Origin of the sequence: Mammaliicoccus sp. P-M59 (assembly GCF_022386135.1) — a bacterium.
GTDB lineage: Bacteria > Bacillota > Bacilli > Staphylococcales > Staphylococcaceae > Mammaliicoccus > Mammaliicoccus sciuri_A.
In genome coordinates this window covers 699,227-726,134 of the sequence record NZ_JAJNJJ010000001.1, presented here as the reverse complement: position 1 = coordinate 726,134, position 26,908 = coordinate 699,227, and the positions used below count along the sequence as shown (strand labels likewise).

Here is a 26,908-nt window from a genome sequence, read left to right as displayed (position 1 = left end):
TGAATGGCAGTAGAAAGAGTATATCCGAATTATAGACCTGATGAGTGGCAAGAGCCACAACTCGAACCACAGAAGAAAAAAGTAAAAAAGACCAAGGTAGTAGGAATATCGAGGATCGAAAAAGTCGTATACATATCATTAATAACTATGATTGCGTTGATAAGTATTTATATGCTATCTTTAAAAATGGATGCGTATAATAACAAGACACAAATCGCAGAATTAGACAGTAAAATTGAACAACAACAAACAACAAACAGTGATTTGAAGACGGAATCAATGAAACAATCGTCATACGAACGCATCTACGAAAAAGCTGAAGACTACGGTCTAAAGTTGAATAATGACAATGTAAAGGTAGTGCGTAGTGATGCCCAAAATTAAAATAAAGAAAAATAAAATAGGAGCAGTCCTCTTAGTAAGTTTTTTCGGACTGCTCTTTTTTATATTGGCCGTAAGATATTCGTATTTAATGATCAGTGGTCACTCAGCTGGTGAAGATTTAGCGTACAGGGCAAGTGAGAAATATTTAAGACAAACAGTCGCTGAACCTGAACGTGGAAAAATTTATGATCGTAATGGTAAAGTGCTTGCCGAAGATACAGATAGTTATAAATTAGTGGCAATATTAGATAAAAAAATGAGCGAAGGTAGCGATAAACCTCGACACGTAAAAGACAAGAAGAAAACAGCTAAAGCATTAGCTAAAATTCTTGATATGGATGAAGATGATATTTTAGATAAACTTAAAACTAAAAATGCCTTTCAAGTTGAGTTTGGTCAAAAAGGTAAAGATTTAACTTATAAACAAAAAACACAAATTGAAAAGCTTAAATTACCAGGATTGACGTTTGAAACGGAGAAAAAAAGATTTTATCCTAATGGTAATTTCGCGTCTCATCTAATAGGTTTAGCAGATAAAGACCCAGATACGAATAAATTAAAAGGTGTATCAGGTGCTGAAAAAGTATTTGATAGCTATTTAAAAGGAAAAACGGGTAAAAACTCTTATAAGCAAGATATATGGGGTATGCTCGTACCGAACAGTGAAGATAGTATTAAAGCGCAAAATGGTGATGATGTACATCTTACACTAGACTCTAATATTCAAGTCTTTGTTGAAAATGCACTCGACGAAATGGTAGATCGCTATGAACCTAAAGATTTATTTGCGGTTGTCATGGATGCGAAAACTGGTGAAATTCTAGGTTACAGTCAGAGACCTACGTTTAATCCTGATACGAAAAAAGACTTCGGGAAAAAATGGGCGAATGATTTATATCAAAATACTTACGAACCAGGTTCAACATTCAAAACATATGGTCTAGCTGCAGCAATTGAAGAAGGTAAATTCGAACCAAACAAGAAATTTAAATCAGGTCATAGAGAAATAGATGGATTTAAAATTTATGATTGGAACGATGATGGTTGGGGAAATATCCCTATGACAACTGGATTTACATATTCAGCGAATACATTAATGATGAAACTTCAAGACTTAGTCGGTGCTGATAAAGCAAAGGCATATTATGAGAAATTTGGTTTCGGTAAAAAGACAGGTGGCTTATTTGATAGTGAAGCGCCAGGGAATATTGCATTTGATAACGAACTTCAAAGAAAGACATCTTCATTTGGTCAGTCTACTACAGTAACGCCAATCCAAATGTTACAAGCTGAAACTGCTATTATAAATCAAGGTAATATGCTTGAACCTTATTATGTAAAATCGATTCAAAACAAAGAAAGTAACGAAACGATTAAAAAAGGCGAGAAAAAAGTAGTTGGTAATCCAATATCTAAAGATACAGCCAAGAAGACAATGACAGAATTAGATAAAGTAGTAAATAGTAAAGAAAGTCATGCTACAAACTATAAGATAGATGGTTACCGAGTTGCAGGTAAAACAGGTACAGCTCAAGTGCCAGATACTAAAAACGGTGGTTATGTTGATGGTGCAAATCCTTATTTCGTAAGCTTTATGGGCTATGCGCCTGCTAAAGATCCTGAAGTGGTTGTTTATGCTGGTATGTCACTTGCACAAAAACGTGACCTAGAGGCGTATGAGTATGGTGTATCAAGAGGTTTCAATCCAATTATGGAAAATACATTGAAATATTTAGATGTAGAAGAAACTGAAGGTAAAGCTAAGACAAATGAATCAGATGTACCAGATGTTGTTAATATGAGTACACAAAAAGCAACAGATGCAATAAAAGGTAAAAAACTTGAGCCAATTGTAATTGGTAAAGGTGATAAAATTAAAAAACAAATACCGCTTAAAGGTAAAAATGTCCAAGATAAAGAAAGAATTTTACTCGTTACTGACGGTGAAATGACGATGCCTGATACTGAAAATTGGACTAAACGAGACTTATTAAAATTACAAGAAGCGACAGGTATTGAAGTAGAATCAGAAGGTTCTGGTTATGTTTCTGAGCAATCTGTCAGTCAGAACCAAACAATTAAATCTGGTACTAAAGTTAAGTTTACACTTTCTAACAATCATCCGAATGGTGATGATTCAATAGGACAAGTTCCAGATGATGAAGAAACATCTAAAGATGAAAGCAAAAATAAAGATGATCAAAAAGATAGTAAAGAAGAAAAAACATCTAGTGAATCATAAATCACGGGATGATAGATAATATACAAAAGAAAAGGTGAACAATTATGAATTTTACGCTACCTGTCATTGCGTTTTTATTGACTTTGATACTTGTACCCGTTTTAATTCCAACACTTAAAAAATTAAAATTTGGGCAAAGTATTCGAGAAGAAGGACCTAAGAGTCATATGAAGAAAACAGGAACACCAACTATGGGTGGATTAACGTTCTTATTATCAACAATCGTTGTAACAATCATTGCGTTATTCTATGTTGAGCAAGTAGGTCCGCTCATCCTGTTATTATTTGTAACACTAGGTTTTGGACTTATTGGTTTTATAGACGATTATATTATTGTCGTTAAGAAAAATAACCAAGGTTTAACAAGTAAACAAAAATTCTTAGCTCAAATTGCGATAGCCGTTATATTCTATATCGTAAGTGTTATATTACCAAACTATGAATTTGAAACAGCTATCAACATTCCGTTTACAGATTGGTCATTACCATTGTCTGTTTTCTACATTATATTCATAGTATTTTGGCAAGTTGGATTCAGTAATGCTGTTAACTTAACAGATGGATTAGATGGTCTATCAACTGGTTTATCCATCATTGCATTTGGTTTTTACGCGGCACTATCATTTATTCTTGATAAACCAGAAATTGGGTTATTCTGTTTAGTGATGCTTGCAAGTTTATTTGGATTTTTAATTTACAACAAGTACCCAGCAAAAGTGTTCATGGGAGATACTGGAAGCTTAGCGCTTGGTGGTATTTTCGCAACGATTTCAATCATGCTTAACCAAGAAATAACATTATTATTAATCGGTTTAGTATTTGTAATTGAAACATTATCAGTTATGTTACAAGTAACGTCATTCAAGCTTACAGGAAAAAGAATATTTAAAATGAGCCCATTGCATCACCATTTCGAATTAGTTGGTTGGAGTGAATGGAAAATAGTATTAGTATTCTGGGCTACAGGTATCGTTACTGGTGCAATTGGTTTATGGATAGGGGTAATGTAATATGAAAGCATATGATGCATTAAAAGAGAAACCTGTTCTTATTTTAGGTTTAGCAAAAAGTGGATATGAAAGTGCAAAGTTATGCCATAAATTAGGTGCTGAGGTAACAGTTAATGATGGTAAAGATTTATCATCTGATCCGCATGCACTTGAATTAGAGCAACAAGGGATACGTGTGATTAGTGGTGAACATCCATTGTCATTACTCGATAATAAGCCTTTAATCGTAAAAAACCCTGGTATACCTTACAATATTCCATTATTGCAAGAAGCAATGAATCAAGGATTGGATATCATAACAGAAGTTGAATTAAGTTATTACATTTCAGAAGCACCTATTATCGGTATTACCGGTACAAATGGTAAAACTACCGTAACTTCTTTAATAGGTGATATGTTTGGTAATAGTAAAGTGAATGGTCAAGTTTCCGGTAATATTGGTGTAGTTGCATCAAAAGTTGCACAAGAGGTTACGAACGACGATTATCTTATTACTGAACTGTCTTCATTCCAACTTTTAGGAACAATCCATTATCGTCCGCATATCGCGATTGTTACAAATATTTATTCTGCACATTTGGATTATCACGGTAGTTTAGAAGAATACCAGAATGCTAAGAAAAATATTTTTAAGAATCAAACCGAAGACGATTATTTAATTTTTAACTATGAACAAAGACATTTAATTGATACAGATGATATTAAATCTAAAATATTATATTTCTCAACTAATCAAAAAGTAAATGGCATTTATATTGAAGATGATTATGTCGTATATAATGGTATAAGAATTATCAATACGCAAGATATTGTATTACCCGGTAAACATAATTTAGAAAATGTACTTGTAGCTGTATTAGCTTCATTATTATCTGGTGTTGACGTGAAGTCAGTTGTACATACTTTAACAACATTCTCAGGTATTAAACATAGACTTCAATATGTTGGGAATAATAGAGGTAATAAGTATTACAATGACTCTAAAGCGACGAATACTTTAGCGACACGATTTGCTTTAAGTTCATTTAATTCTCCAATCATTTGGTTATGTGGTGGATTAGATAGAGGGAATGACTTTGATGATTTAATACCATATATGGATAATGTCCGTTTGATGGTTACATTTGGCGAAACAAAAGATAAATTAAAAACATTAGGTGCGAGTCAAGGTAAAGAGGTCTTGCAAGCAAATGACGTTAAAGATGCCGTCAATTTGATTCAAGATTATATACAATCTAATGATGTTGTCTTATTATCACCAGCGTGTGCGAGCTGGGATCAATATGATACATTTGAAGCGCGTGGCGACGAATTTATTGAAAGTTTCCAAAAACATTTACCAACATTTTAGAAATTGTGAAAAAAAGGAGTGACAACCGTGAATAAAAGTTCTGATAACAATGATGATATATTGCAATTTGATACGACTACGGAAGATGAACGATTAGAAATTTTAAAGAAAAAAAGAAAACGTAGACGGCAAATTCAATTAGGTGTATTCATAGGTGTTATACTCCTTGTTATCTTGATTTTACTGTACATGTTTACAGACATCAGTAAAGTTGATCAAGTGGACATTAAAGGTGAAGAAATCGTATCTAAAAACGATATCGAAAAAGCTTTAGACATTAAAAAAGATTCTCGAATATACAATATTCCAGTAGGAGATATGAAATCGAAAATCGAAGAAATTGAAGGCGTTAAAAGTGTTGAAATTAAACGTCATTTCCCAAATGATTTAACGGTAAATGTAAAAGAATATGAAACAATTGGCTTAGTTAAAGAGAAAAAACGTTACGTACCGTTATTAGAAAATGGAAAAACAATTAAAAACTTATCAACAGATTTACCAATTGATGTTCCGATTTTGAATGACTTTAGTTCTAAAAAATTAAATAAATTGATTCCTGAATTGAAAAAGGTGAAACCTAAAGTTAAAGCGATGATATCGGAAATTAATTATAAGCCAGGTGAGAACAATCAGAATAGAATCCAACTATTTATGACAGATAATGTAGAAGTTGTTGGAGATATTCAAACTTTTGCGAATAAAATCAACTATTATCCGAGTATTTCTGATAAATTAGAGAGAGACAATTCTGGAGCACTCAAAACACCTGGATTTTTAGATTTACAAGTCGGTGTAACATTCTTACCATATGAAACAGAAGAACAGCAAAAAGAACGTTCAGAAAAAGAAACAAAACAAGATGAAAACAATAAAACTGAACAGAAAAAATTAGACCAAGCATTACAAGATTTATCTAAAGAATTGGATAAATCTGGAGAAGAACCAAAATCAACTGAGAAATCAGAAGAATAAGTAAAAAAATCAATAAATAAACCTATAATTAGTTCACATTAAATCAAGTATCATGTAAACTAATAATAGTTTAAATTTGATTATCATGTGTTAGAGGAGGTGCCTATCGATGGAGGAACATTATTATATTAGTTTAGATATAGGTTCATCGAGTGTAAAAGTAATAGTAGGAGAAAAATTTCATAATGGCATTAACGTGATAGGTACAGGGCAAACTTATACGAATGGTATAAGAAATGGTTGTATAGATGATTTTGATATCGCTAAACAAGCTATTAAAGATACAATCAAAAAAGCAGCAATTGCTTCTGGAATAGATATTAAAGAAGTATTCTTAAAAATGCCTATCGTGAATACAGAGATTTACGACGAAAAATTTGAAATACCTTTTGATGGTACAGAAACTGAAATAAATGGCAGTCATATAGAATCAGTATTAGAGGGCATTAGAGAATTGAATGATGTACCTGAAACTGAAGTCATTGGTGTATTCCCAATGAAATTTATTGTAGATGACTTACATGAGGTTTCTGATCCTAAAGAGATGGTTGCAACGCAATCATTAAAAGTAGAAGCAGGCGTTATCGCAACATCAAAATCATTATTAATCAACATCATTAAATGTGTTGAATCTTGTGGAGTAGATGTATTAGAAGTATTTTCTGATGCTTATAACTATCAATCTATATTATCTCCAACAGAAGTTGAACTTGGTGCTTGCGTCATTGATATTGGTGAAGATTTAACGCAAGTAGGCTTTTATGAAAGAGGCAATTTAGTTGATGCTGATACGATTGAAATGGCAGGTAGAAGCATAACAACAGATATTGCGAAATCATTAAATACTACATATGACAATGCCGAGAAGATTAAACAACAATATGGACATGCATTCTACGACTCTGCATCAGATCAAGATGTCTTTAGTGTTGAACAAATTAACGAAGATGGTCACGCACAATTCACTCAAAAAGAATTAAGTGAAATTATTGAATCAAGAGTAGAAGAAATTTTCTTTGAAATATTTGATTTATTACAAGATATGGGTATTACAAATGTTAACGGTGGATTCATCGTAACAGGTGGTACTTCAAACCTACTTGGTATTAAAGAGTTATTACAAGATATGGTTAATGAAAAAGTACGTGTACATACACCGTCTCAAATGGGTATACGTAAACCTGAGTTTACTTCTAGTATATCTACTATATCTAGTGGAATTAACTTTGATGAGCTACTAGATTATGTTACAATGAATAATTATGACGCTGATAATGTCGAAGAAGAAACATACGAAGAAGAAACTCAAGAAACTAAAGCTAAACCATATGAACAATGGTTTAAAAAGAAATCAAACAAAAACAATGACGCAAAAGCTTCAAATTCTGATCATGACAGAGTCTCCGAAACAGAATATGATTCGGAAAGTCAAGAAGAGAAGCCAAGTGTATTAAAAAAATTAATGAAATCGTTATTTGATTGATGGGTCATAAAGATTAGGAGGATAATAAATGTTAGAATTTGAGCAAGGGTTTAATCATTTAGCTACTTTAAAAGTAATTGGTGTTGGTGGTGGCGGTAATAACGCTGTTAACCGTATGATAGATCATGGAATGAACAATGTAGAATTTATTTCTATTAATACAGATGGTCAAGCTTTAAACTTATCTAAAGCTTCATCTAAAATTCAAATTGGTGAAAAATTAACACGTGGATTAGGTGCAGGTGCAAACCCAGAAATCGGTAAAAAAGCTGCTGAAGAATCACGTGAACAAATAGAAGATGCTATTCAAGGCGCTGACATGGTATTTGTTACTGCTGGTATGGGTGGCGGAACTGGTACAGGTGCTGCACCAGTTGTTGCTAAAATCGCAAAAGAGATGGGTGCATTAACTGTTGGTGTTGTTACACGTCCATTTAGCTTTGAAGGACGTAAACGTCAAACTCAAGCTGCTGCCGGTGTAGAATCTATGAAAGCTGCAGTAGATACATTAATCGTTATTCCTAATGATCGTCTTTTAGATATCGTTGATAAATCAACACCTATGATGGAAGCATTCAAAGAAGCAGATAACGTATTACGTCAAGGTGTACAAGGTATCTCTGACTTAATCGCTGTTTCTGGTGAAGTTAACTTAGACTTTGCTGACGTTAAGACTATTATGTCTAACCAAGGTTCAGCATTAATGGGTATCGGTGTATCTTCTGGTGAAAATAGAGCAATCGAAGCTGCTAAAAAAGCCATTTCTTCACCATTATTAGAAACTTCAATCGTAGGCGCACAAGGTGTCTTAATGAACATTACAGGTGGAGAGTCACTTTCACTATTTGAAGCTCAAGAAGCAGCAGATATTGTTCAAGATGCAGCAGACGAAGATGTTAATATGATCTTTGGTACAGTTATAAACCCAGAATTACAAGACGAATTAGTCGTTACAGTAATTGCTACTGGATTTAATGACAAACCTTCTAATGCTCGTAAACCACAAGGTGGGGGAGCATTTGGTGGAACTACAGAAGAACCTGCTTCTAAAAGAGAAGAAGGAGAATCACTAGGTAGAAAAGCTTCATTTGAAAATAAATCAGCAAATGAATCAACTGATGATAGTGATATTCCAAGTTTCATTCGAAATAGAGAAGATAGACGTTCTAGACGCTCTAGACGATAAATGAACTTAAAAAGTCATCAGGCTAAGTCCTGATGACTTTTTTTGTTAGGAGAGATGAAATGAAAGAGATTTTTAATCAACATAATCATTATTTATCATATGAAGTCGATGATAGAAATGATTTAACAATAGGTATTACAACTCGTCAAGGTGGTTATAGTCCATATCCGGAGAATGCATTTAATATGGCGCGATATATCAATGACGATCCAGATAATATTTCAAAGCATCAGCAAATATTAGCCAATGAAATTAATTTTAGTTGTGACAATTGGGTATTTCCAATTCAAACACATGAGAATAAAGTTCGAGAAGTATCTTCAAAGGATAAAGGTACCAATATCAATGCATTAACTGAAGAACTTCATGGAATAGATGGACTTTATACTTATGAGTCTGACCTATTATTAACGATGTGCTTTGCAGATTGTGTACCAATCTATTTATATGATACGCAAAATGGTTATATTGGTCTTTGTCATGCCGGATGGAGAGGTACGCATTCCCAAATTATTAAAGAGATGATTGAACAATATAACGGAGACGTTTCAAATTTGAGAGTTGTTATAGGACCATCCACATCTGACAGTTACGAAATTAACGAAGACATTTATCAAAAGTTCAAAACATTACCAATAGACTCTGAAGCGTACATTGTACAAAGAGGACAAGATAGATACGCCATAGATTTAAAACAAGCAAATGAACTACTTGCCATACATTATGGTGTTAATCCTGAACATATCGTTAAGACGAATCATTGTACGGCTAGTGAAACGGATTTATTCTTCTCATATAGAGTAGAAAAAGGGCAAACTGGTAGAATGCTTGCATTTATAGGTAGAAAGTAGGTATAGATTTGAAATCAGTAAAAGAAAATTTAGTAGAAATCAATTCACAAATTTGTAACAGTAGTGAAGAATCAGAATTTAATACGGCGCCTCAAGTGATTGTTGTGACAAAATATGTTACAATAGACCGAGCTAAAGAAGCTTATGAAGCAGGCTTGAAAAACTTTGGAGAAAATCGTATTGAAGGATTTTTGGAAAAGAAAAAGCATCTTCCAGATGATGCTATCATGCATTTTATTGGATCATTACAAACAAGAAAAGTAAAAGACATCATTAATAAAATTGATTATTTACATGCATTAGATAGATTAAAATTAGCTAAAGAAATTGAAAAACGTGCTGAACATGTTGTAAAATGCTTTGTTCAAGTGAATGTTTCGGGAGAAGAATCAAAACATGGCATGTCGCCTGATGAAGTTATCCCATTTATTCGAGAGCTTAAGGATTTTAAACATATTGAAATAGTTGGTTTAATGACTATGGCACCATTAACTGAAGACAAAATAAAATTAAGACAATATTTTAACCAACTAAGATTATTGAAAGAGAAAGTACAATCCTTAAACTTATCATATGCACCTTGCACTGAATTATCTATGGGCATGAGCAATGATTTCAATGAAGCAATATTAGAAGGTGCTTCTTATGTAAGAATTGGTACAAAATTAGTTGGCGAATAGGAGTGTAAATTATGGCAATTAAAGATGTATTTAAAGGCTTTTTCGTAGTCGATGAAGAAGAAGAAGTATACGAAGAGCCACAAAGAGAACAAACAAAATCACCACAACAAGAATCATCTATACAAGAACAAAAACCAAAACAACAATCTTTAAAAAGTGTACCAACACAAAAATCAAATACAACTAGATACCAATCACAACGTTCTCGTGATTTCAAAAAACCTGAAAGGAAAGAGGCCATGACTGAGAAACGTACAAATTCATCTCAAACGAATGTCGTTAGTATGAGTGGGAATATGGATTTTGCGCAAAGTTCAAAAATGTGCTTATTTGAACCAAGAGTATTTTCAGATACGCAGGATATCGCCGATGAACTTAAAAATAGACGTACAACATTAGTAAACTTACAACGCATTGACAAAGTATCAGCTAAAAGAATTATAGACTTCTTGAGTGGTACTGTTTATGCGATTGGTGGAGATATAAGACGTGTAGGAACAGACATCTTCTTATGTACACCTGATAATGTGGAAGTAGCTGGATCAATTACTGAGCAACTAGAACAAGTTGAACCTTATCAAGAATAGAGGAATTTAAGATATGGATAGTGGATTATTAAGTACGATATTAGGCTTTGTATTATTCGTCGTTAAAATTTATCAATATGGTATGATCGTTTATTTCCTTACATCATGGTTACCAGGCGTTAGGGAAGGCGCATTTGGACAATTTTTAGGGAAAATATATGAACCATTTTTAGAACCATTTAGAAAAATCATCCCACCATTAGGTATGTTAGACATATCTTCATTAGTGGCGTTTATAACGTTAAGTTTATTCTATGTTGGTTTAGTTAATATATTTAATATGATTGTACCTGTAATGCCAATATTATAATTAAACGATAAATGACAGTAGGGTGAGACGCAATGTCACATCCTATTTTTTATTGAATTAGAGGTGTCAAAATGGATATATATCAACACTTTAGAAAAGAAGAAAAAGAGATTATTGATTTATTTTTAAATAGGTGTGAAGTTGCTGAACGAAATTATCAACCAGTTCTTACAGAATTTCTAGACCCTAGAGAACAATTTATATTACAAACAATAGTGGGTGGGTTCGATGATTTAAATGTACATTACTTTGGTGGGAATGAAGAATCAGAAAGAAAACGTGCAATCGTCGCACCTGATTATTTTGAACCGACTGAAGCGGATTATGAGATGGTTCTTATTGAGCTTACTTATCCTTCAAAATTTGTTAAATTGACGCATCGTAATGTATTAGGTACGATCATGTCGCTTGGGATTGATAGAAATCAACTAGGGGATATTATTGTTAATGACCGTATACAGTTTGTTTTGACAAAGAGATTTGAATCGTATATTATGATGGAATTAACAAAGATTAAAGGTGCTGGAATCAAATTGAGTTCTATTCCATTCCAAAATATGATACAATCAAGTGAGAATTGGCAGACACATGACGCAACTGTAAGTGCATTGAGATTGGATGTAATCATTAAACACCTTACAAATACGAGTAGAACAATTAGTAAGAAATTGATTGAAAGTAAACGTGTTAAAGTCAATCATAGAGAAATCGAACAAGTAGACTTTATAGTCGAAGAAAATGATTTGATCTCTATTAAAGGATATGGACGTGCGAAGATCATTCAAAATAATGGAACTTCAAAAAAAGGCAAGATAAGAATAGCTTATCGAACATTGTTTAAATAGTGCTGAGGAGGAAAACTTATGGCATTTACCCCAGAGGAAATCAAACAAAAAGAATTTAGTAGAGTTCATAAAGGATTAGATGAAACTGAAGTACGTGGATATCTACAAACTTTAAGTGATGAAATTGAAAAATTAAAATCAGATAAAGCGCATTTACAAAGTATTATAGATGATAAAGAAGAGAATATTAGTCGATTCAAAGCAGTCGAAAATACAATCTCTGACGTATTATTACAAGCGCAAAAAACAAGTGAAGAAACGAAACATACTGCTGTATTAAAAGCAGATGCTATTATTAAAGAAGCAGAGGGACGTTCTGATCAAATCGTTAATGATGCACTTCAAAAAGCGCGTCATATCAGTTTCCAAACTGAAGATATGAAACGTCAATCAAAAGTCTTCCGTTCACGTTTCCGTATGTTAGTTGAAGCGCAATTAGATTTATTGAAAAATGAAGATTGGGATTATTTATTGAATTATGATGTCGATCAACAAAAAGTTACTGAAGAAAATATTGACATTTTGAACAAAGAAGAAGAAAATAATCAAGAACAGATAAATAATCAAGCAGTTAAAAGTGAAGAGGACAAGTCTGAAGAATAAACGAATTGAGAAGCGAGTTAGGGATAGTGAGAGCCTAATAAATTCATTTCTTTAGGTATCACCTGTTTGCGAATATGATATATGTTTAATGAGTGAACTCTAAGTTGAGTTAATAAGGGTGGTACCGCGATGTATGTCGTCCCTATTATTTCAGCTTAGGGTTTTTTTTATATTATTTTTATTAAGAAGGAGATTAAGACTTATGGATTACAAAGATACGTTACTTATGCCTAAAACAAGTTTTCCAATGAGAGGTGGTTTACCAAATAAAGAACCACAAATTCAAGAAGAGTGGAAAGAGAAAGATTTATACAATAAAATTTTAGAAAAAAATAAAGGTAATACACCATTTATTCTTCATGATGGTCCTCCATATGCTAATGGTAATTTACACATGGGTCACGCTTTAAATAAAATTTTAAAAGATATCATCGTTAGACAAAAAGCAATGTCTGGATATTATGCACCTTACGTGCCAGGTTGGGATACACATGGTTTACCAATCGAGCAAGCTTTAACAAACAAAGGTGTTAAAAGAAAAGAAATGTCAGTTGCTGAATTCAGAGAAAAATGTAAAGAATTTGCATTAGAACAAATTGAATTACAAAAAGCTGATTTCAGACGTTTAGGTGTAAACGGTGATTGGGATAATCCATATATTACGTTAAAACCTGAGTTTGAAGCGGCACAAATTAGAGTATTCGGTGAAATGGCTGCTAAAGGTTTAATCTATAAAGGTAAAAAACCAGTTTACTGGTCTCCTTCAAGTGAATCGTCATTAGCTGAAGCTGAAATTGAATACCAAGATAAAAAATCACCTTCAATCTATGTAGCATTTAATGTAGTAGATGGTAAAGGTGTTGTAGATGAAGATGCAGCATTTATTATTTGGACAACAACTCCATGGACAATTCCATCAAACTTAGCAATTGCTGTAAATCCTAAATTGAACTACGTACAAGTAAATGTAGAAGGCAAAAAATACGTTGTTGCCCAAGCACTTCTTGATTCAGTTTGTGAAGCATTAGACTGGAATAAAGAAACAATTACAATTGATAAAGAATTCAGTGGAGCTGAATTAGAATATGCAACAGCACAACATCCATTTATCGATCGTACTTCATTATTAATTTTAGGTGACCACGTTACAACTGATGCAGGTACAGGTTGTGTTCATACAGCACCAGGTCACGGTGAAGATGACTATATCGTTGGTCAAAAATATGATCTAGGTGTACTTAGTCCAATTAATGATAAAGGTGTATTCACTGAAGAAGCAGGAGAATTTGAAGGTCTATTCTATGATAAAGCTAATAAAAATATCACAGAAAAATTAGACGAAGTTGGCGCATTATTAAAACTTACATTCTTCAAACACTCATATCCACATGACTGGAGAACTAAAAAACCAGTTATTTTCAGAGCTACTGAACAATGGTTCGCATCAATCAGTAAAGTAAGACAAGATATTTTAGATGCAATTGATGATACGAAGTTTAAAATCGATTGGGGTAAAACACGTCTTTACAATATGATCAGAGATAGAGGAGAATGGGTTATCTCTCGTCAAAGAGTATGGGGTGTACCTCTACCAGTCTTCTACGCTGAAAATGGCGATATTATCATGACTGAAGAAACAATTAATCATGTTGCCAATCTATTCGAACAACACGGTTCAAATATTTGGTTTGAAAGAGAAGCGAAAGACTTATTACCAGAAGGCTTTACGCATGAAGGTAGCCCAAATGGTGAATTCACTAAAGAAACAGATATTATGGACGTATGGTTCGATTCAGGTTCAACTCATAGAGGTGTGTTAGAAACACGTCCAGAATTATCATACCCAGCTGATATTTATTTAGAAGGTAGTGACCAATACAGAGGTTGGTTTAACTCTTCAATCACTACATCAGTAGCAACTAAAGGTATCTCACCATACAAAATGTTACTTTCTCACGGTTTCGTAATGGACGGAGAAGGTAAGAAAATGAGTAAATCATTAGGTAACGTTATCGTTCCTGATAAAATTGTGAAACAAATGGGGGCAGATATCGCAAGATTATGGGTAAGTAGTGTAGACTACTTAGCAGACGTACGTATCTCAAACGATATCTTAAAACAAACTTCAGATGTATATCGTAAAATTAGAAATACATTCCGTTTCTTATTAGGTAATGTGAATGATTTCAATCCAGCAACAGATAGTGTGAAATACGAAGATATGCTTGAAATCGATCAATATATGCACAATAGATTAAATCAATTTATTGGCCGTACATTATCTCACTATGAAGCATTCGACTATCTAGATATTTATCAAGATATTCAAAACTTCATTAACGTAGAATTAAGTAACTTCTACTTAGACTACGGTAAAGATATCCTATATATCGAACAAGTAGATTCATTAAAACGTCGTAGTATGCAAACAGTGCTTTATGAAACATTAGTTAAATTAACTAAAATCTTAGCACCAATCATTCCACATACAGCTGATGAAATTTGGGGACATATTCCACATGTTGAAGAAGAAAGTGTTCATTTAACAAATATGCCAGACCCACATGAAGTTGATACAGAATTAGTGGAAAAATGGTCTAAACTGATGAAATTAAGAGACGATGTTAACAGAGCATTAGAAGTTGCACGTAATGAAAAAGTAATCGGTAAATCATTAGAAGCACACATCACATTATCAAACTCAGAAGACTTTGATACAGTTGAATTCTTAAGTCAATTCCAAGACTTACAACAACTATTCATTGTATCTAAAGTAGATGTCGTTGATGAATTAACAGACGGCGAAGAATATGAATATGTGAAAGTTAAAGTGAAACACGCTGACGGAGAAAAATGTCAACGCTGTTGGAACTATTCAGACGAACTAGGCTCAGTAGGCGAATTAGATAACCTATGCCCACGCTGTCAAACAGTTGTTAAAACTTTAGTATAAAATAATCAATCATAAACGAACTCACGAGATAGAAATCTCGTGAGTTTTTTTATGTAAAAAAGTATGTCTAACAATTTTTATATGAGGCATAATTAAATATGATAAATGTAAAAAAATATATTGAATGGTAAAAATTTACATTGTATAATATCCTTAATTAATCTGAGGTATAAATTTCTTCAATAAAGATAAAGTATAGGCGATAAAAATATAAACCGAAATATAAGAAAGTTATATGAAGGTTAAAATTTAAAATACTATATTTGTATTCAAAAAGGGGAGAAGTTTATGTTAATGAAAATACTTTTATCAACATTGTTATGTACAACACTAACTACACCTTTAATAGGTAAAGTTAATGCAGAAGAAGTGAAACAAGATAAACCTGTTAAATATGTGTTTCATAATGGAGGAAATTCTGGAGTAATTATTAATTTAGATGGTTCAATGACAATACCTGACCCTAACGGAGACCATTGGGATGTTGTAGGTATGCCAGTCGACCTTTATGTGAAGAAAAATGGTGTAGATACTGATGAACTCACACCAAAGTATAAACACATATGGGATCAATGGGCGTACTATGATTTTTATGCATCAAAAGGTCGAACTGCTGATTTATTCGTTGGAGAACATCCTAGACCATTAGATGGGGAAATATTTGTACCTAAATATGATAATACTTCAGATAACACAAAAGTTGATGATAAAATAGATAATCAAAATAATGTAAATGATAAGAATAATGACAAAAAAGATGAACCTAAAAATGATCAAACAGTACCTAATAAAAACACTACTGACAATCAGTCTATGACAGAACAACCAAAACAAGATGTTCCTGCTAAAGTAGAACAACCGGCTAAAGTTGATAAAAATTTTGATACTCATAGTAATGTAGTTGATAAGAAAGATACTGCTGATCAAAATAAGGTCGTTTCAAATAATAAAGCTGTAGCTGATAATCAAAAGTCTGAGCCTCAATCTTCAGATACTTCTAAAAAGGTTGATGGTCAAAAAGAAGATAATAATAAAGATGTAAAGGCTACTGACAATAAAGCTAAGACTGCAGATAATAAATCAGATAAACAACAAAAAGAATTACCTAAGACGGGTGAAAGTGATAGTACGTGGTTACGTAATGGTTTAGTTATTTTATCTGCTTTTATTGTTCTTGGTATTTATAGATTGTCGCGTAAGTATGAAGTGTAATTTAATGAATGAAAGAGATTAAGCAATTGTGGTTGCTTGATCTCTTTTTGTTTTGTTTATTAGTTTCTTATTTATGCGAGAAAATATATGTGATGTGGTGTTTGAATTAGATGTGTAATTTAAAAGATCATATTAACAATTAGGTCGTGTTATGTGGTAAAATAATCAAGATTGGAGTGGAAAGTAGATGCGTAAAGGTTACAATGTACCAATTTGGAGTACTTTTATTATTATATTAATCGCGCTTGATCAACTTACTAAATTTTTAATTGTTAAATCTTTAGAAGTGGGTGAGTCTATAAAGGTTATCAGTAATTTTTTATATATTACATCTCATAGAAACCAAGGTGCTGCTTGGGGGATTTTACAAGGGAAAATGTGGTTATTTTATATCGTAACAATTGTCGTGCTCGTTATTTTATTTATGTTCTTTAAGAACGAAGGATATGGACGACCTGATGTTCAACTTGGACTAAGTTTATTAATTGCAGGGTCAATTGGTAACTTTATAGATCGTTTGTTTAGAGGAGAAGTTGTTGATTTTGTTGATACATATATTTTCAGCTATAATTTCCCGATATTTAATGTAGCAGATGCTGCTTTAACGATAGGTGTCATTGTATTGATAATTGTGATTTTATTTGAGGGCAAGGAGGAAAAAGCTTGAATACATTTGAATTTAAGATAGAGACAGAAAATGAAATTGGTGTAAGAATTGATAAATTATTACCTGATTTGAATCCAGATTGGTCAAGAAATCAAATTCAAGATTGGATTAAATTAGGTTTAGTTGAAGTAAATGGTAAAGTCATTAAAGCAAATTATAAGACGAAGCTTAATGATGTGATTGTTGTGACAGAGAAAGTAATCGAAGAAGTCGATATTGTCGCAGAAGATTTAGGTATTGAGGTTTATTATGAAGACAAAGATGTTGCGGTCGTTTATAAACCTAAAGGTATGGTTGTGCATCCAGCACCTGGCCATTATACAGGTACATTAGTAAACGGATTAATGTATGTGATTAAAGATTTATCTGGTATTAACGGTGAAATTAGACCCGGTATTGTGCATCGTATCGATAAAGATACATCAGGTTTATTGATGATTGCTAAGAACGATATTGCACATAGAGGATTAGTTGAACAGTTAGTTGATAAAACTGTGACAAGAGAATATACAGCACTTGTACATGGTAATATACCTCACGAATTTGGAACAATTGAAGCACCAATCGGTAGAAATCCTAAAGAACGTCAAGAAATGGCGATTGTGGATGATGGTAAAGAAGCTGTGACGCACTTTAATGTAATTGAAAAGTTCGAAAAATATACATTGGTTAAATGTCAATTAGAAACGGGTCGTACGCACCAAATCAGAGTGCATATGAAACATATTGGTTTTCCTTTAGTAGGCGATCCTAAATATGGACCGAAGAAGACATTGAACATTGGTGGACAAGCTTTACATGCTGGATTATTAGGATTTGAACATCCAGTTACTGGTGTATATATTGAAAAAGAAGCACCACTACCAGAATATTTTGAAACATTATTAGAGAAATTAAGAAATCACGAAGATAAAAAATAAGTACAACGTGTAATAATACTTATTTAATTTTATTTAAACTTTGACATCATATGAAAAAAACGATATTATTGTTTTAACAATTAAAGCGTCTTTAACAGACAGTCCAGAGAGGCTGAGAAGACATAATATGAGCGTGTAGACCATCTTTGTATGGTACTAGTGTATACTCATGTCTTCTAAAGACGTGAGTATTTTTTTGTGGAAGGAGATTGAATATGGCTGAGAGGTTAATCATGGATGCTGCTGCTGTAAACAGAGCATTAACAAGAATGTCACATGAAATACTTGAAAAGAACAAAGGTACTAAAGATATTGTCTTGTTAGGCGTAAAGACAAGAGGTGTATTTCTTGCGAACAGAATTGAGCAGAAAATCCAAGACATCGAACAAGTTCAAGTACCAACTGGAGAAATTGATGTGACACATTATCGTGACGACGTTCAGAATCAGCAAGGTACGATTAAAGTGAAATCATTTAATATCGATGTAGATATTAACGATAAGCATGTCATTATTGTAGATGATGTCCTTTATACAGGTAGAACTGTTAGAGCTTCATTAGATGCTATATTAGATCACGCAAGACCACGAAAAATAAGTTTAGCAACTTTAGTCGATAGAGGTCATAGAGAGCTTCCGATTAGAGCAGATTATGTAGGTAAGAACGTTCCAACATCATCTAATGAATCAGTTGTCGTTGAACTAGAAGAGTTCGACCAACAAACAGCAGTAAAATTAAATTAAATAAATCCTTTTAAATCAGTACGAGAGACTGGCAAAGGAGCTTATATGGTTACAGGAGATAACTATACCTTTATAGGTATCACTGTATACATAGATCCCTTTGCATATCTTGTGAAGGGATCTTTTTTTGAATAGGAGAATGGAAATGTCACATAATGAAGAAATGTTTAAACGAACAGTAGAACCCATACTAGATGTTAATGATAAACCTAAAGCATCACAATGGTTCTTCTTAAGCTCACAGCATTTATTTGCAATGTTCGGAGCAACGGTACTTGTACCATTTCTAACAGGTTTACCTGTTTCAGCAGCACTCATTGCATCAGGCTTAGGAACGCTACTTTATATACTGATAACGAAAGGAAAGATACCAGCTTATCTCGGTTCGAGCTTTGCATTCATAACACCGATTATTGTCGGACTCAAGACACATGACCTTGGTGAAATGCTTGTCGCATTATTTATGAGTGGTGTCCTTTACGTCATTATCGGTTTGATCATAAAGATTACAGGCACGAATTGGTTGCTTAATCTGTTACCACCAGTTGTAGTAGGACCGGTTATCATGGTTATCGGACTTGGATTAGCACCGGTAGCCGTTAACATGGCGATGTACACAGATTCAAATGCAATGAAAGGCTATAGTGGCATTTACATTACAGTCGCACTCATCACATTAATTACAACAATTATCGTTTCAGTATTTTTCAAAGGATTCTTATCAATCATTCCAGTACTTATCGGAATTATTGTTGGATATATATCTTCATTATTATTTGGAATTGTGGACTTAGCGCCGATTTCAAAAGCAAAATGGATTCAAATGCCTGATATTTACTTACCGTTTCATGATTACACACCATCGCTACAATGGGGACTTATCTTAATCATGCTGCCAATCGTTTTTGTAACGGTTAGTGAGCATATCGGTCATCAAATCGTCATCAATAAAATTGTCGGTAAGAACTTCTTCAAAGATCCAGGTTTACACCGCTCATTAATCGGTGACGGGGTATCAACGATGATGGCTTCAATTATTGGTGGGCCACCAAGTACGACATACGGTGAAAACATTGGCGTACTTGCCATTACAAGAATTTATAGTATATGGGTAATCGGTGGTGCAGCAGTACTTGCACTAATCTTAGGATTTGTTGGTAAATTCACAGCGATGATTTCAACAATACCAACACCAGTTATGGGTGGTGTTTCCATACTATTATTCGGAATCATTGCTTCAAGTGGTTTGAGAATGTTGGTGGAGAACAATATCGACTTCGGTGACAACCGTAACTTGATCATTGCTTCTGTCATTCTCGTATTGGGAATCGGTAAAGCACATTTAGACTTCACAGGTATTGGCATACATTTAAACATTGAAGGTATGGCTTTAGCAGCAACAGTAGGTATCTTGCTCAATCTTATATTGCCAAAGAAAATAAAATAATTCTCAGGAGGCGTGTCATATGAAAAATTTATTAACAATGACTGATTTAACTAAAGACGACATCATGAAAATTATAACGAAAGCACAAGACATTAAAGAAAATGGTGCAGAAACTTTTGGTAAAGGCATGACGGTCGCAAACTTATTCTTTGAAAATTCAACACGAACAAAATGTAGTTTTGAAATGGCTGAAAGAAAATTAGGTTTGGAAGTCATTCCTTTTGAAATAAGTACTTCATCTGTTCAAAAAGGTGAATCTTTATATGATACTTGCAAAACTTTAGAATCGATTGGTGTAGACGCATTAGTCATTAGACATAGTGAAAATGCATATTATGACACATTACAAGGGCTTAATATTCCAGTATTAAATGGTGGAGATGGAAGTGGCCACCACCCGACACAAAGTCTTCTAGATATTATGACAATATATGAGGAATACGGTTACTTCAAAGGATTAAAAATTTTAATCTCAGGTGATATAAAAAATTCAAGAGTAGCAAGAAGTAATGCAGATGCTTTAACGAAACTTGGTGCGGAAGTGATGTTCTCAGCACCTGAACAATGGAAATGTAACTTTTCAGATGTACCATATGTAGAAATTGATGATGTGATAGAAGAAGTAGACGTTTGTATGTTGCTAAGAGTACAAAATGAAAGACATGATTCAGGTACGACGTTTAGTAAAGAAGACTATCACAATGCATACGGACTGACGATAGATAGATATAACAAACTTCATGACAATGCAATCGTCATGCATCCAGCACCAGTCAACCGAGGTGTTGAAATAGATACTTCACTTGTAGAAAGTTCGAAATCAAGAATTTTTAAACAAATGGAGAACGGCGTGTTTATTAGAATGGCATGTATACATGATGTACTTAATCACAAGGAGGAAAAAGTAAAATGTCACTTATAATCAAAAATGGAAAAATCTTATTAGAAGGTCAATTAGTTAACAAGGAAATTGAAATTGAAGATGGCAAAATTAAAAAAATAGATGATTATATTGAAGTAGAGAATCAAGAAGTTATTGATGCGAAAGGACATTTTATTTCAGCAGGATTTGTTGATGTACATGTACATTTAAGAGAACCTGGTGGCGAACATAAAGAAACAATTGAAACAGGTACAAAAGCAGCAGCAAGAGGCGGATTTACAACAGTATGTCCAATGCCTAATACAAAGCCTGTCCCAGATTCAGTTGAACATTTAGATCGTCTTCACAAAATCATTGATGAGCATGCAGTGGTAAGAGTGTTACCTTATGCATCCATTACAGTAAGACAAGCTGGTAAAGAACATGTTGATTTCAAAGCATTAAAAGATAGAGGCATGTTCCAATTTACTGATGATGGTGTAGGTGTACAAACAGCTTCAATGATGTATGAAGCGATGCAAGAAGCGGCTAAAATCGATAAAGCAATCGTAGCACACTGCGAAGATAATTCATTAATTTATGGTGGTGCAATGCATGAAGGTAAACGAAGTGAAGAACTTGGCATTCCAGGTATTCCTTCAATTTGTGAAGCGGTACAAATTGCTAGAGACGTGTTGTTAGCTGAAGCAGCAAATTGTCATTACCATGTGTGTCACGTGTCTACTAAAGAAAGTGTACGTGTCATAAGAGATGCTAAAAAAGCAGGTATTAAAGTAACTGCAGAAGTTACACCTCATCACTTATTACTTACAGAAGATGACGTACCAGGTGACGATGCGATTTACAAAATGAATCCACCTTTAAGAGCGAAAGAAGATAGAGATGCTTTAATCGAAGGATTATTAGATGGAACAATTGACTGTATCGCAACAGATCATGCACCACATTCTAAAGAAGAAAAAGAAGTGTCAATGGTTGATGCACCTTTCGGAATTGTAGGCAGTGAAACAGCATTCCAATTATTATACACACACTTTGTGAAAACAGGTAAATTCACATTAGAACAACTTGTTGCATTTTTAACAACGAAACCAAGTGAAACATTTAACTTACCTTATGGTCGATTAGAAGAAGGAAGCTACGCTGACTTAACTATCATAGACTTGGAAACAGAAAGACCGATACGAGCAGAAGAATTTGCTTCTAAGAGTACAAATACACCATTTATAGGAGAAGTCGTTTCAGGATATCCAATTTTAACAATTTGTGATGGAGAAATCGTCTTCAAGGAGGAAGTATAAGATGAAAAATAAAAGATACTTAGTATTAGAAGATGGTACAACATATAAAGGTTATGCATTAGGTTCAGATGATTTAACAGTTGGAGAAATTGTTTTTAATACAGCAATGACAGGTTATCAAGAAACAATTTCCGATCCATCATATACTGGACAAATTATTACATTTACTTACCCACTCATTGGTAACTACGGGATAAACAGAGATGACTTTGAATCATTAACACCTACTTTAAATGGTGTTGTTGTGAGAGAAGCGTGTGATTACCCAAGTAACTTTAGATCAAGTAAGTCTTTAGATGAAACGTTAAAATTCTATCATATACCAGGTATTTCAGGTGTTGATACAAGAAGTTTAACACGTAAAATTAGAAAATTCGGTGTCCTTAAAGCTGGATTTACTGATAATGCTGATGAAATAGAAAGTCTTGTTCAGCGCTTAAATACTGAATCGTTAAGAACGGACGAAGTTGAACAAGTTTCATCAGTTAGACCATATATTTCAACAGGTGATGGCTATAAAGTTGTATTAATTGATTACGGTAAAAAAGAAAATATCGTGAGAGAACTTAATAGAAGAGGCTGTGATGTAACAGTCGTACCATATCAAACATCATATGAAGAAATACTGAATATCTCCCCAGATGGCATAATGGTTTCAAATGGACCAGGGAATCCTGAAAGTGTACAAGAAACCATTCAAACAATTAAACAATTAGTCGGCAAAATACCATTCTTCGGCATTTGTTTAGGACATCAATTGTTTGCATTATCTCAAGGTGCAACGTCTTATAAGATGAAATTTGGTCATAGAGGTGCCAATCATCCAGTACAAAATCTACAAACTGGAAAAGTAGATTTAACAAGTCAAAACCATGGTTATGCAATTGATGAAGCGTCTATTGCACAAACTGATTTAGAAGTGACGCATATCGCATTAAATGATAAATCAATTGAAGGATTAAGACATAAAAAATATCCAGCATTTTCAGTACAATATCATCCAGAAGCATCACCTGGACCGCACGACTCAAACTATTTATTCGATGAATTTATTGAAATGATTAAATTACATAAAGCGAAGGAGCGTACAATCAATGCCTAAACAAACTGATATAAAATCCATCTTAGTAATTGGTTCTGGCCCAATCATTATAGGTCAAGCTGCAGAATTTGATTATGCAGGCACTCAAGCATGCTTAGCACTAAAAGAAGAAGGTTACCGCGTAATACTTGTAAACTCTAATCCAGCAACAATTATGACGGACACTGAAATAGCAGATACAGTATATATTGAACCTTTAACTTTAGACTTTGTGAGTCGCATTATTCGTAAAGAACAACCAGACGCATTGTTACCAACTTTAGGTGGACAAACTGGTTTGAACATGGCAATTGAATTACACGAAAATGGTGTATTAGAAGAAAATAACGTACGTTTATTAGGTACACAACTATCTTCAATCGAACAAGCTGAAGATAGAGATTTATTCCGTACACTTATGAATGAATTAAATGAACCAGTACCTGAAAGTGATATCGTGAATGATATTGAAGGTGCTTTAAATTTTGCGAACGAAATTGGCTACCCGCTAATCGTGCGACCTGCGTTTACAATGGGTGGTACTGGTGGCGGAATTTGTCACGATGAAAAAGAACTAATAGAAGTTGTTCAAAATGGCTTGAAATACAGCCCGGTTACACAATGTTTATTAGAAAAATCTATCGCTGGATATAAAGAAATAGAATACGAAGTGATGAGAGATAAAAATGATAATGCCATCGTAGTATGTAACATGGAGAACATAGATCCAGTTGGTATTCATACAGGTGACTCGATTGTTGTTGCACCAAGTCAAACATTATCAGATGTTGAATATCAAATGTTAAGAGATGTATCTCTAAAAATTATTCGTGCATTAAAAATTGAAGGCGGATGTAACGTACAATTAGCACTTGATCCAAAATCACTAGATTACTACATAATAGAAGTTAATCCACGTGTATCAAGATCGTCAGCATTAGCTTCCAAAGCAACGGGTTATCCAATTGCGAAGTTAGCTGCCAAAATAGCAATCGGTATGACTTTAGATGAAATGTTAAACCCTGTAACTGGCACATCTTATGCAGCATTTGAACCAGCACTAGACTATGTTGTTTCTAAAATACCGAGATTTCCTTTTGATAAATTCGAAAAAGGCGAACGTCATCTAGGAACACAAATGAAAGCAACTGGGGAAGTCATGGCAATTGGTAGAACGTATGAAGAATCATTATTAAAAGCGATTCGTTCGTTAGAATATGGTGTTCATCATTTAGGTTTACCAAATGGCGATGAATTTGAATTAGATTTCATTGAAGAGAGAATTAAAGCACAAGATGATGAAAGATTATTCTTTATTGGTGAAGCTATTAGACGTGGTACATCACTTGAGAGAATACATGAATTAACACAAATTGATTACTTCTTCTTGAATAAATTCAAACACATCATCGATATTGAGCACGATTTAAAAGAGAAAAAAGGCGATTTAGGCGCATTATTATGGGCGAAACAATACGGCTTTAGTGATAAAGTCATTGCGCATAGATGGGAACAATCAGAACGAGACATATATGATTTAAGACAAGAACATGGTATTAACCCAGTTTACAAAACAGTAGATACATGTGCTGCAGAATTCGAATCAGAAACTCCATATTTCTATGGTACTTATGAAGAAGAAAATGAATCTATAGTCACTGAAAAAGAAAAAATCATCGTACTCGGATCAGGTCCAATCAGAATTGGACAAGGTGTGGAATTTGATTATGCTACTGTACATGCTGTATGGGCTATTCAAGAAGCGGGTTATGAAGCAATTATTATTAACAACAACCCTGAAACAGTTTCAACAGACTTCTCAATATCTGACAAGTTATACTTTGAGCCACTGACTGAAGAAGATGTGATGAGTATCATTAATCACGAACAACCTAAAGGCGTAGTCGTTCAATTTGGTGGACAAACAGCAATCAATTTAGCAGATAAAATTTCACAAAAAGGCATTCAAATATTAGGTACGACGCTTGAAGATCTTAACAGAGCTGAAGACAGAAAAGAATTTGAAGCTTTATTACAAAAAATTGATGTACCACAACCATTAGGAAAAACAGCCACTTCAGTTCAAGAAGCGATAGATAACGCAAATGAAATTGGTTATCCGGTTGTTGTAAGACCTTCATATGTACTAGGTGGAAGAGCGATGGAAATTGTATATGCTGAACCTGAATTGAGAAATTATATGGAACAAGCAGTTAAAGCAAGCCCAGAGCATCCAGTACTGATTGACCGTTATTTAACAGGTAAAGAAATTGAAGTAGACGCAATTTCAGATGGCGAAACTGTTGTTATCCCAGGTATTATGGAACACATTGAAAGAGCGGGTGTTCATTCAGGTGATTCAATTGCGGTTTATCCACCTCAAACATTATCGGATGAAGAAATTAATTTACTTGTTGATTACACAACGAAATTGGCAAAAGGCTTAAACATAGTAGGACTTATCAATATTCAGTTTGTGCTTTCTAAAGGAGAAGTATTTGTACTTGAAGTTAACCCAAGAGCAAGTCGTACTGTACCATTCTTAAGTAAAATTACTGAAATTCCAATGGCGAAGATTGCTACTAAAGCAATTGCAGGCATCACTTTGAAAGAACAAGGATATGAAAGTGGTTTAGCGCCATATAAAGAAGGTGTATATGTTAAAGCACCAGTATTCAGCTTTAATAAACTTAAAAATGTTGATATCACATTAGGACCTGAAATGAAATCGACAGGTGAAGTAATGGGTAAAGATAGTACTTTAGAAAAAGCATTGTATAAAGGATTAACAGCAAGTGGTTTAAAAGTACAAGATCAAGGTACAGCATTATTCACTGTAAGTGATAAAGATAAAGCTGAAGCATTAACAAACGCTAAGAGATTTCATGAGATTGGTTATAGAATTTTTGCAACAGAAGGTACGGCACAATACTTTAACGAACATGACATCCCAGTGTATACGGTTGGTAAAATAGGCGGCGAACATGATCTTCTATCAGTAATACAAAAAGGTGAAGTACAACTTGTGGTCAACACAATGACAAAAGGTAAAGTATATGAAAGAGATGGATTCCAAATTAGACGTGAATCTGTAGAAAATGGTATACCATGTTTAACATCACTTGATACGGCAAATGCTTTAGCAGATGTAGTGGAAAGTATGACATTTAGAACTGAACAAATGTAGTGGGGGGATT

The 26,908-nt window shown here is 33.6% G+C and carries 23 protein-coding genes; all 23 read left to right on the top strand.

What is annotated here, in order from left to right; genetic code table 11:
- The first annotated feature begins 3 nt into the window (after positions 1-3).
- The 23 genes from ftsL (at position 4) to carB (ending at position 26,898) form a co-directional block, all read left to right on the top strand.
- Complete coding sequence (gene ftsL, locus LQ617_RS03490; RefSeq protein WP_037587528.1) at positions 4-384, top strand: cell division protein FtsL; 381 nt, start codon at positions 4-6, stop codon at positions 382-384.
- The gene (locus LQ617_RS03485; RefSeq protein WP_126476920.1) at positions 371-2,626 is read left to right on the top strand and encodes a penicillin-binding protein; all 2,256 of its coding nucleotides are present in this window, start codon (positions 371-373) and stop codon (positions 2,624-2,626) included. Before ftsL ends, LQ617_RS03485 begins: the two co-directional genes overlap by 14 nt.
- Before the next feature lie 44 nt (positions 2,627-2,670).
- Complete coding sequence (mraY, locus tag LQ617_RS03480) at positions 2,671-3,636, top strand: phospho-N-acetylmuramoyl-pentapeptide-transferase (protein ID WP_037587533.1); 966 nt, start codon at positions 2,671-2,673, stop codon at positions 3,634-3,636.
- A gap of 1 nt (position 3,637) precedes the next feature.
- Complete coding sequence (gene murD / locus LQ617_RS03475; RefSeq protein ID WP_204255161.1) at positions 3,638-4,987, top strand: UDP-N-acetylmuramoyl-L-alanine--D-glutamate ligase; 1,350 nt, start codon at positions 3,638-3,640, stop codon at positions 4,985-4,987.
- A 27-nt stretch (positions 4,988-5,014) separates the two neighbouring features.
- Entirely contained in the window at positions 5,015-5,959 is a 945-nt protein-coding gene (locus LQ617_RS03470) for a cell division protein FtsQ/DivIB (RefSeq protein WP_204255162.1), read from the top strand.
- Positions 5,960-6,068: 109 nt separating this feature from the next.
- A complete protein-coding gene (ftsA, locus tag LQ617_RS03465; RefSeq protein WP_126476918.1) occupies positions 6,069-7,442 on the top strand; it encodes a cell division protein FtsA in 1,374 nt (457 codons plus the stop codon).
- A gap of 28 nt (positions 7,443-7,470) precedes the next feature.
- Positions 7,471-8,628, top strand: coding sequence for a cell division protein FtsZ (gene ftsZ, locus LQ617_RS03460; RefSeq protein WP_037587538.1), 1,158 nt, complete (start codon positions 7,471-7,473; stop codon positions 8,626-8,628).
- Between the two features lie 59 nt (positions 8,629-8,687).
- A complete protein-coding gene (pgeF, locus tag LQ617_RS03455; protein ID WP_239739565.1) occupies positions 8,688-9,479 on the top strand; it encodes a peptidoglycan editing factor PgeF in 792 nt (263 codons plus the stop codon).
- An 8-nt stretch (positions 9,480-9,487) separates the two neighbouring features.
- Positions 9,488-10,159 (top strand): YggS family pyridoxal phosphate-dependent enzyme, encoded by a 672-nt coding sequence (locus LQ617_RS03450; protein ID WP_239739564.1) that lies wholly within the window; start codon positions 9,488-9,490, stop codon positions 10,157-10,159.
- Between the two features lie 11 nt (positions 10,160-10,170).
- Entirely contained in the window at positions 10,171-10,746 is a 576-nt protein-coding gene (locus tag LQ617_RS03445; RefSeq protein WP_107596659.1) for a cell division protein SepF, read from the top strand.
- Positions 10,747-10,759: 13 nt separating this feature from the next.
- Positions 10,760-11,056, top strand: coding sequence for a YggT family protein (locus tag LQ617_RS03440; RefSeq protein WP_037587547.1), 297 nt, complete (start codon positions 10,760-10,762; stop codon positions 11,054-11,056).
- 71 nt (positions 11,057-11,127) lie between these two features.
- Positions 11,128-11,901, top strand: coding sequence for a YlmH family RNA-binding protein (locus LQ617_RS03435; RefSeq protein ID WP_037587549.1), 774 nt, complete (start codon positions 11,128-11,130; stop codon positions 11,899-11,901).
- An 18-nt stretch (positions 11,902-11,919) separates the two neighbouring features.
- Positions 11,920-12,504 carry a DivIVA domain-containing protein gene (locus LQ617_RS03430; RefSeq protein WP_025904594.1) on the top strand — a complete coding sequence of 195 codons (585 nt, stop codon included), beginning with the start codon at positions 11,920-11,922 and terminating at the stop codon, positions 12,502-12,504.
- A gap of 202 nt (positions 12,505-12,706) precedes the next feature.
- Positions 12,707-15,457, top strand: coding sequence for an isoleucine--tRNA ligase (gene ileS / locus LQ617_RS03425; protein WP_107577722.1), 2,751 nt, complete (start codon positions 12,707-12,709; stop codon positions 15,455-15,457).
- 288 nt (positions 15,458-15,745) lie between these two features.
- On the top strand, positions 15,746-16,669 hold the full coding sequence (locus LQ617_RS03420; RefSeq protein ID WP_239739563.1) for a hypothetical protein: 924 nt from the start codon (positions 15,746-15,748) through the stop codon (positions 16,667-16,669).
- Positions 16,670-16,856: 187 nt separating this feature from the next.
- Positions 16,857-17,336 carry a signal peptidase II gene (gene lspA, locus LQ617_RS03415; protein WP_037587555.1) on the top strand — a complete coding sequence of 160 codons (480 nt, stop codon included), beginning with the start codon at positions 16,857-16,859 and terminating at the stop codon, positions 17,334-17,336.
- Positions 17,333-18,256 carry an RluA family pseudouridine synthase gene (locus tag LQ617_RS03410; RefSeq protein WP_239739562.1) on the top strand — a complete coding sequence of 308 codons (924 nt, stop codon included), beginning with the start codon at positions 17,333-17,335 and terminating at the stop codon, positions 18,254-18,256. Before lspA ends, LQ617_RS03410 begins: the two co-directional genes overlap by 4 nt.
- Positions 18,257-18,471: 215 nt before the next feature.
- On the top strand, positions 18,472-18,999 hold the full coding sequence (gene pyrR, locus LQ617_RS03405; RefSeq protein ID WP_025904587.1) for a bifunctional pyr operon transcriptional regulator/uracil phosphoribosyltransferase PyrR: 528 nt from the start codon (positions 18,472-18,474) through the stop codon (positions 18,997-18,999).
- Positions 19,000-19,144: 145 nt separating this feature from the next.
- Positions 19,145-20,446 (top strand): solute carrier family 23 protein, encoded by a 1,302-nt coding sequence (locus tag LQ617_RS03400; RefSeq protein ID WP_206167156.1) that lies wholly within the window; start codon positions 19,145-19,147, stop codon positions 20,444-20,446.
- Positions 20,447-20,465: 19 nt separating this feature from the next.
- Complete coding sequence (locus LQ617_RS03395) at positions 20,466-21,368, top strand: aspartate carbamoyltransferase catalytic subunit (protein WP_204168251.1); 903 nt, start codon at positions 20,466-20,468, stop codon at positions 21,366-21,368.
- Complete coding sequence (locus LQ617_RS03390) at positions 21,356-22,630, top strand: dihydroorotase (RefSeq protein ID WP_206167155.1); 1,275 nt, start codon at positions 21,356-21,358, stop codon at positions 22,628-22,630. Before LQ617_RS03395 ends, LQ617_RS03390 begins: the two co-directional genes overlap by 13 nt.
- Before the next feature lies 1 nt (position 22,631).
- Positions 22,632-23,732: a carbamoyl phosphate synthase small subunit gene (locus LQ617_RS03385; RefSeq protein ID WP_025904583.1), complete on the top strand. Its 1,101-nt coding sequence runs from the start codon at positions 22,632-22,634 to the stop codon at positions 23,730-23,732.
- The gene (gene carB / locus LQ617_RS03380; protein ID WP_239739561.1) at positions 23,725-26,898 is read left to right on the top strand and encodes a carbamoyl-phosphate synthase large subunit; all 3,174 of its coding nucleotides are present in this window, start codon (positions 23,725-23,727) and stop codon (positions 26,896-26,898) included. Before LQ617_RS03385 ends, carB begins: the two co-directional genes overlap by 8 nt.
- Positions 26,899-26,908 lie beyond the last annotated feature (10 nt).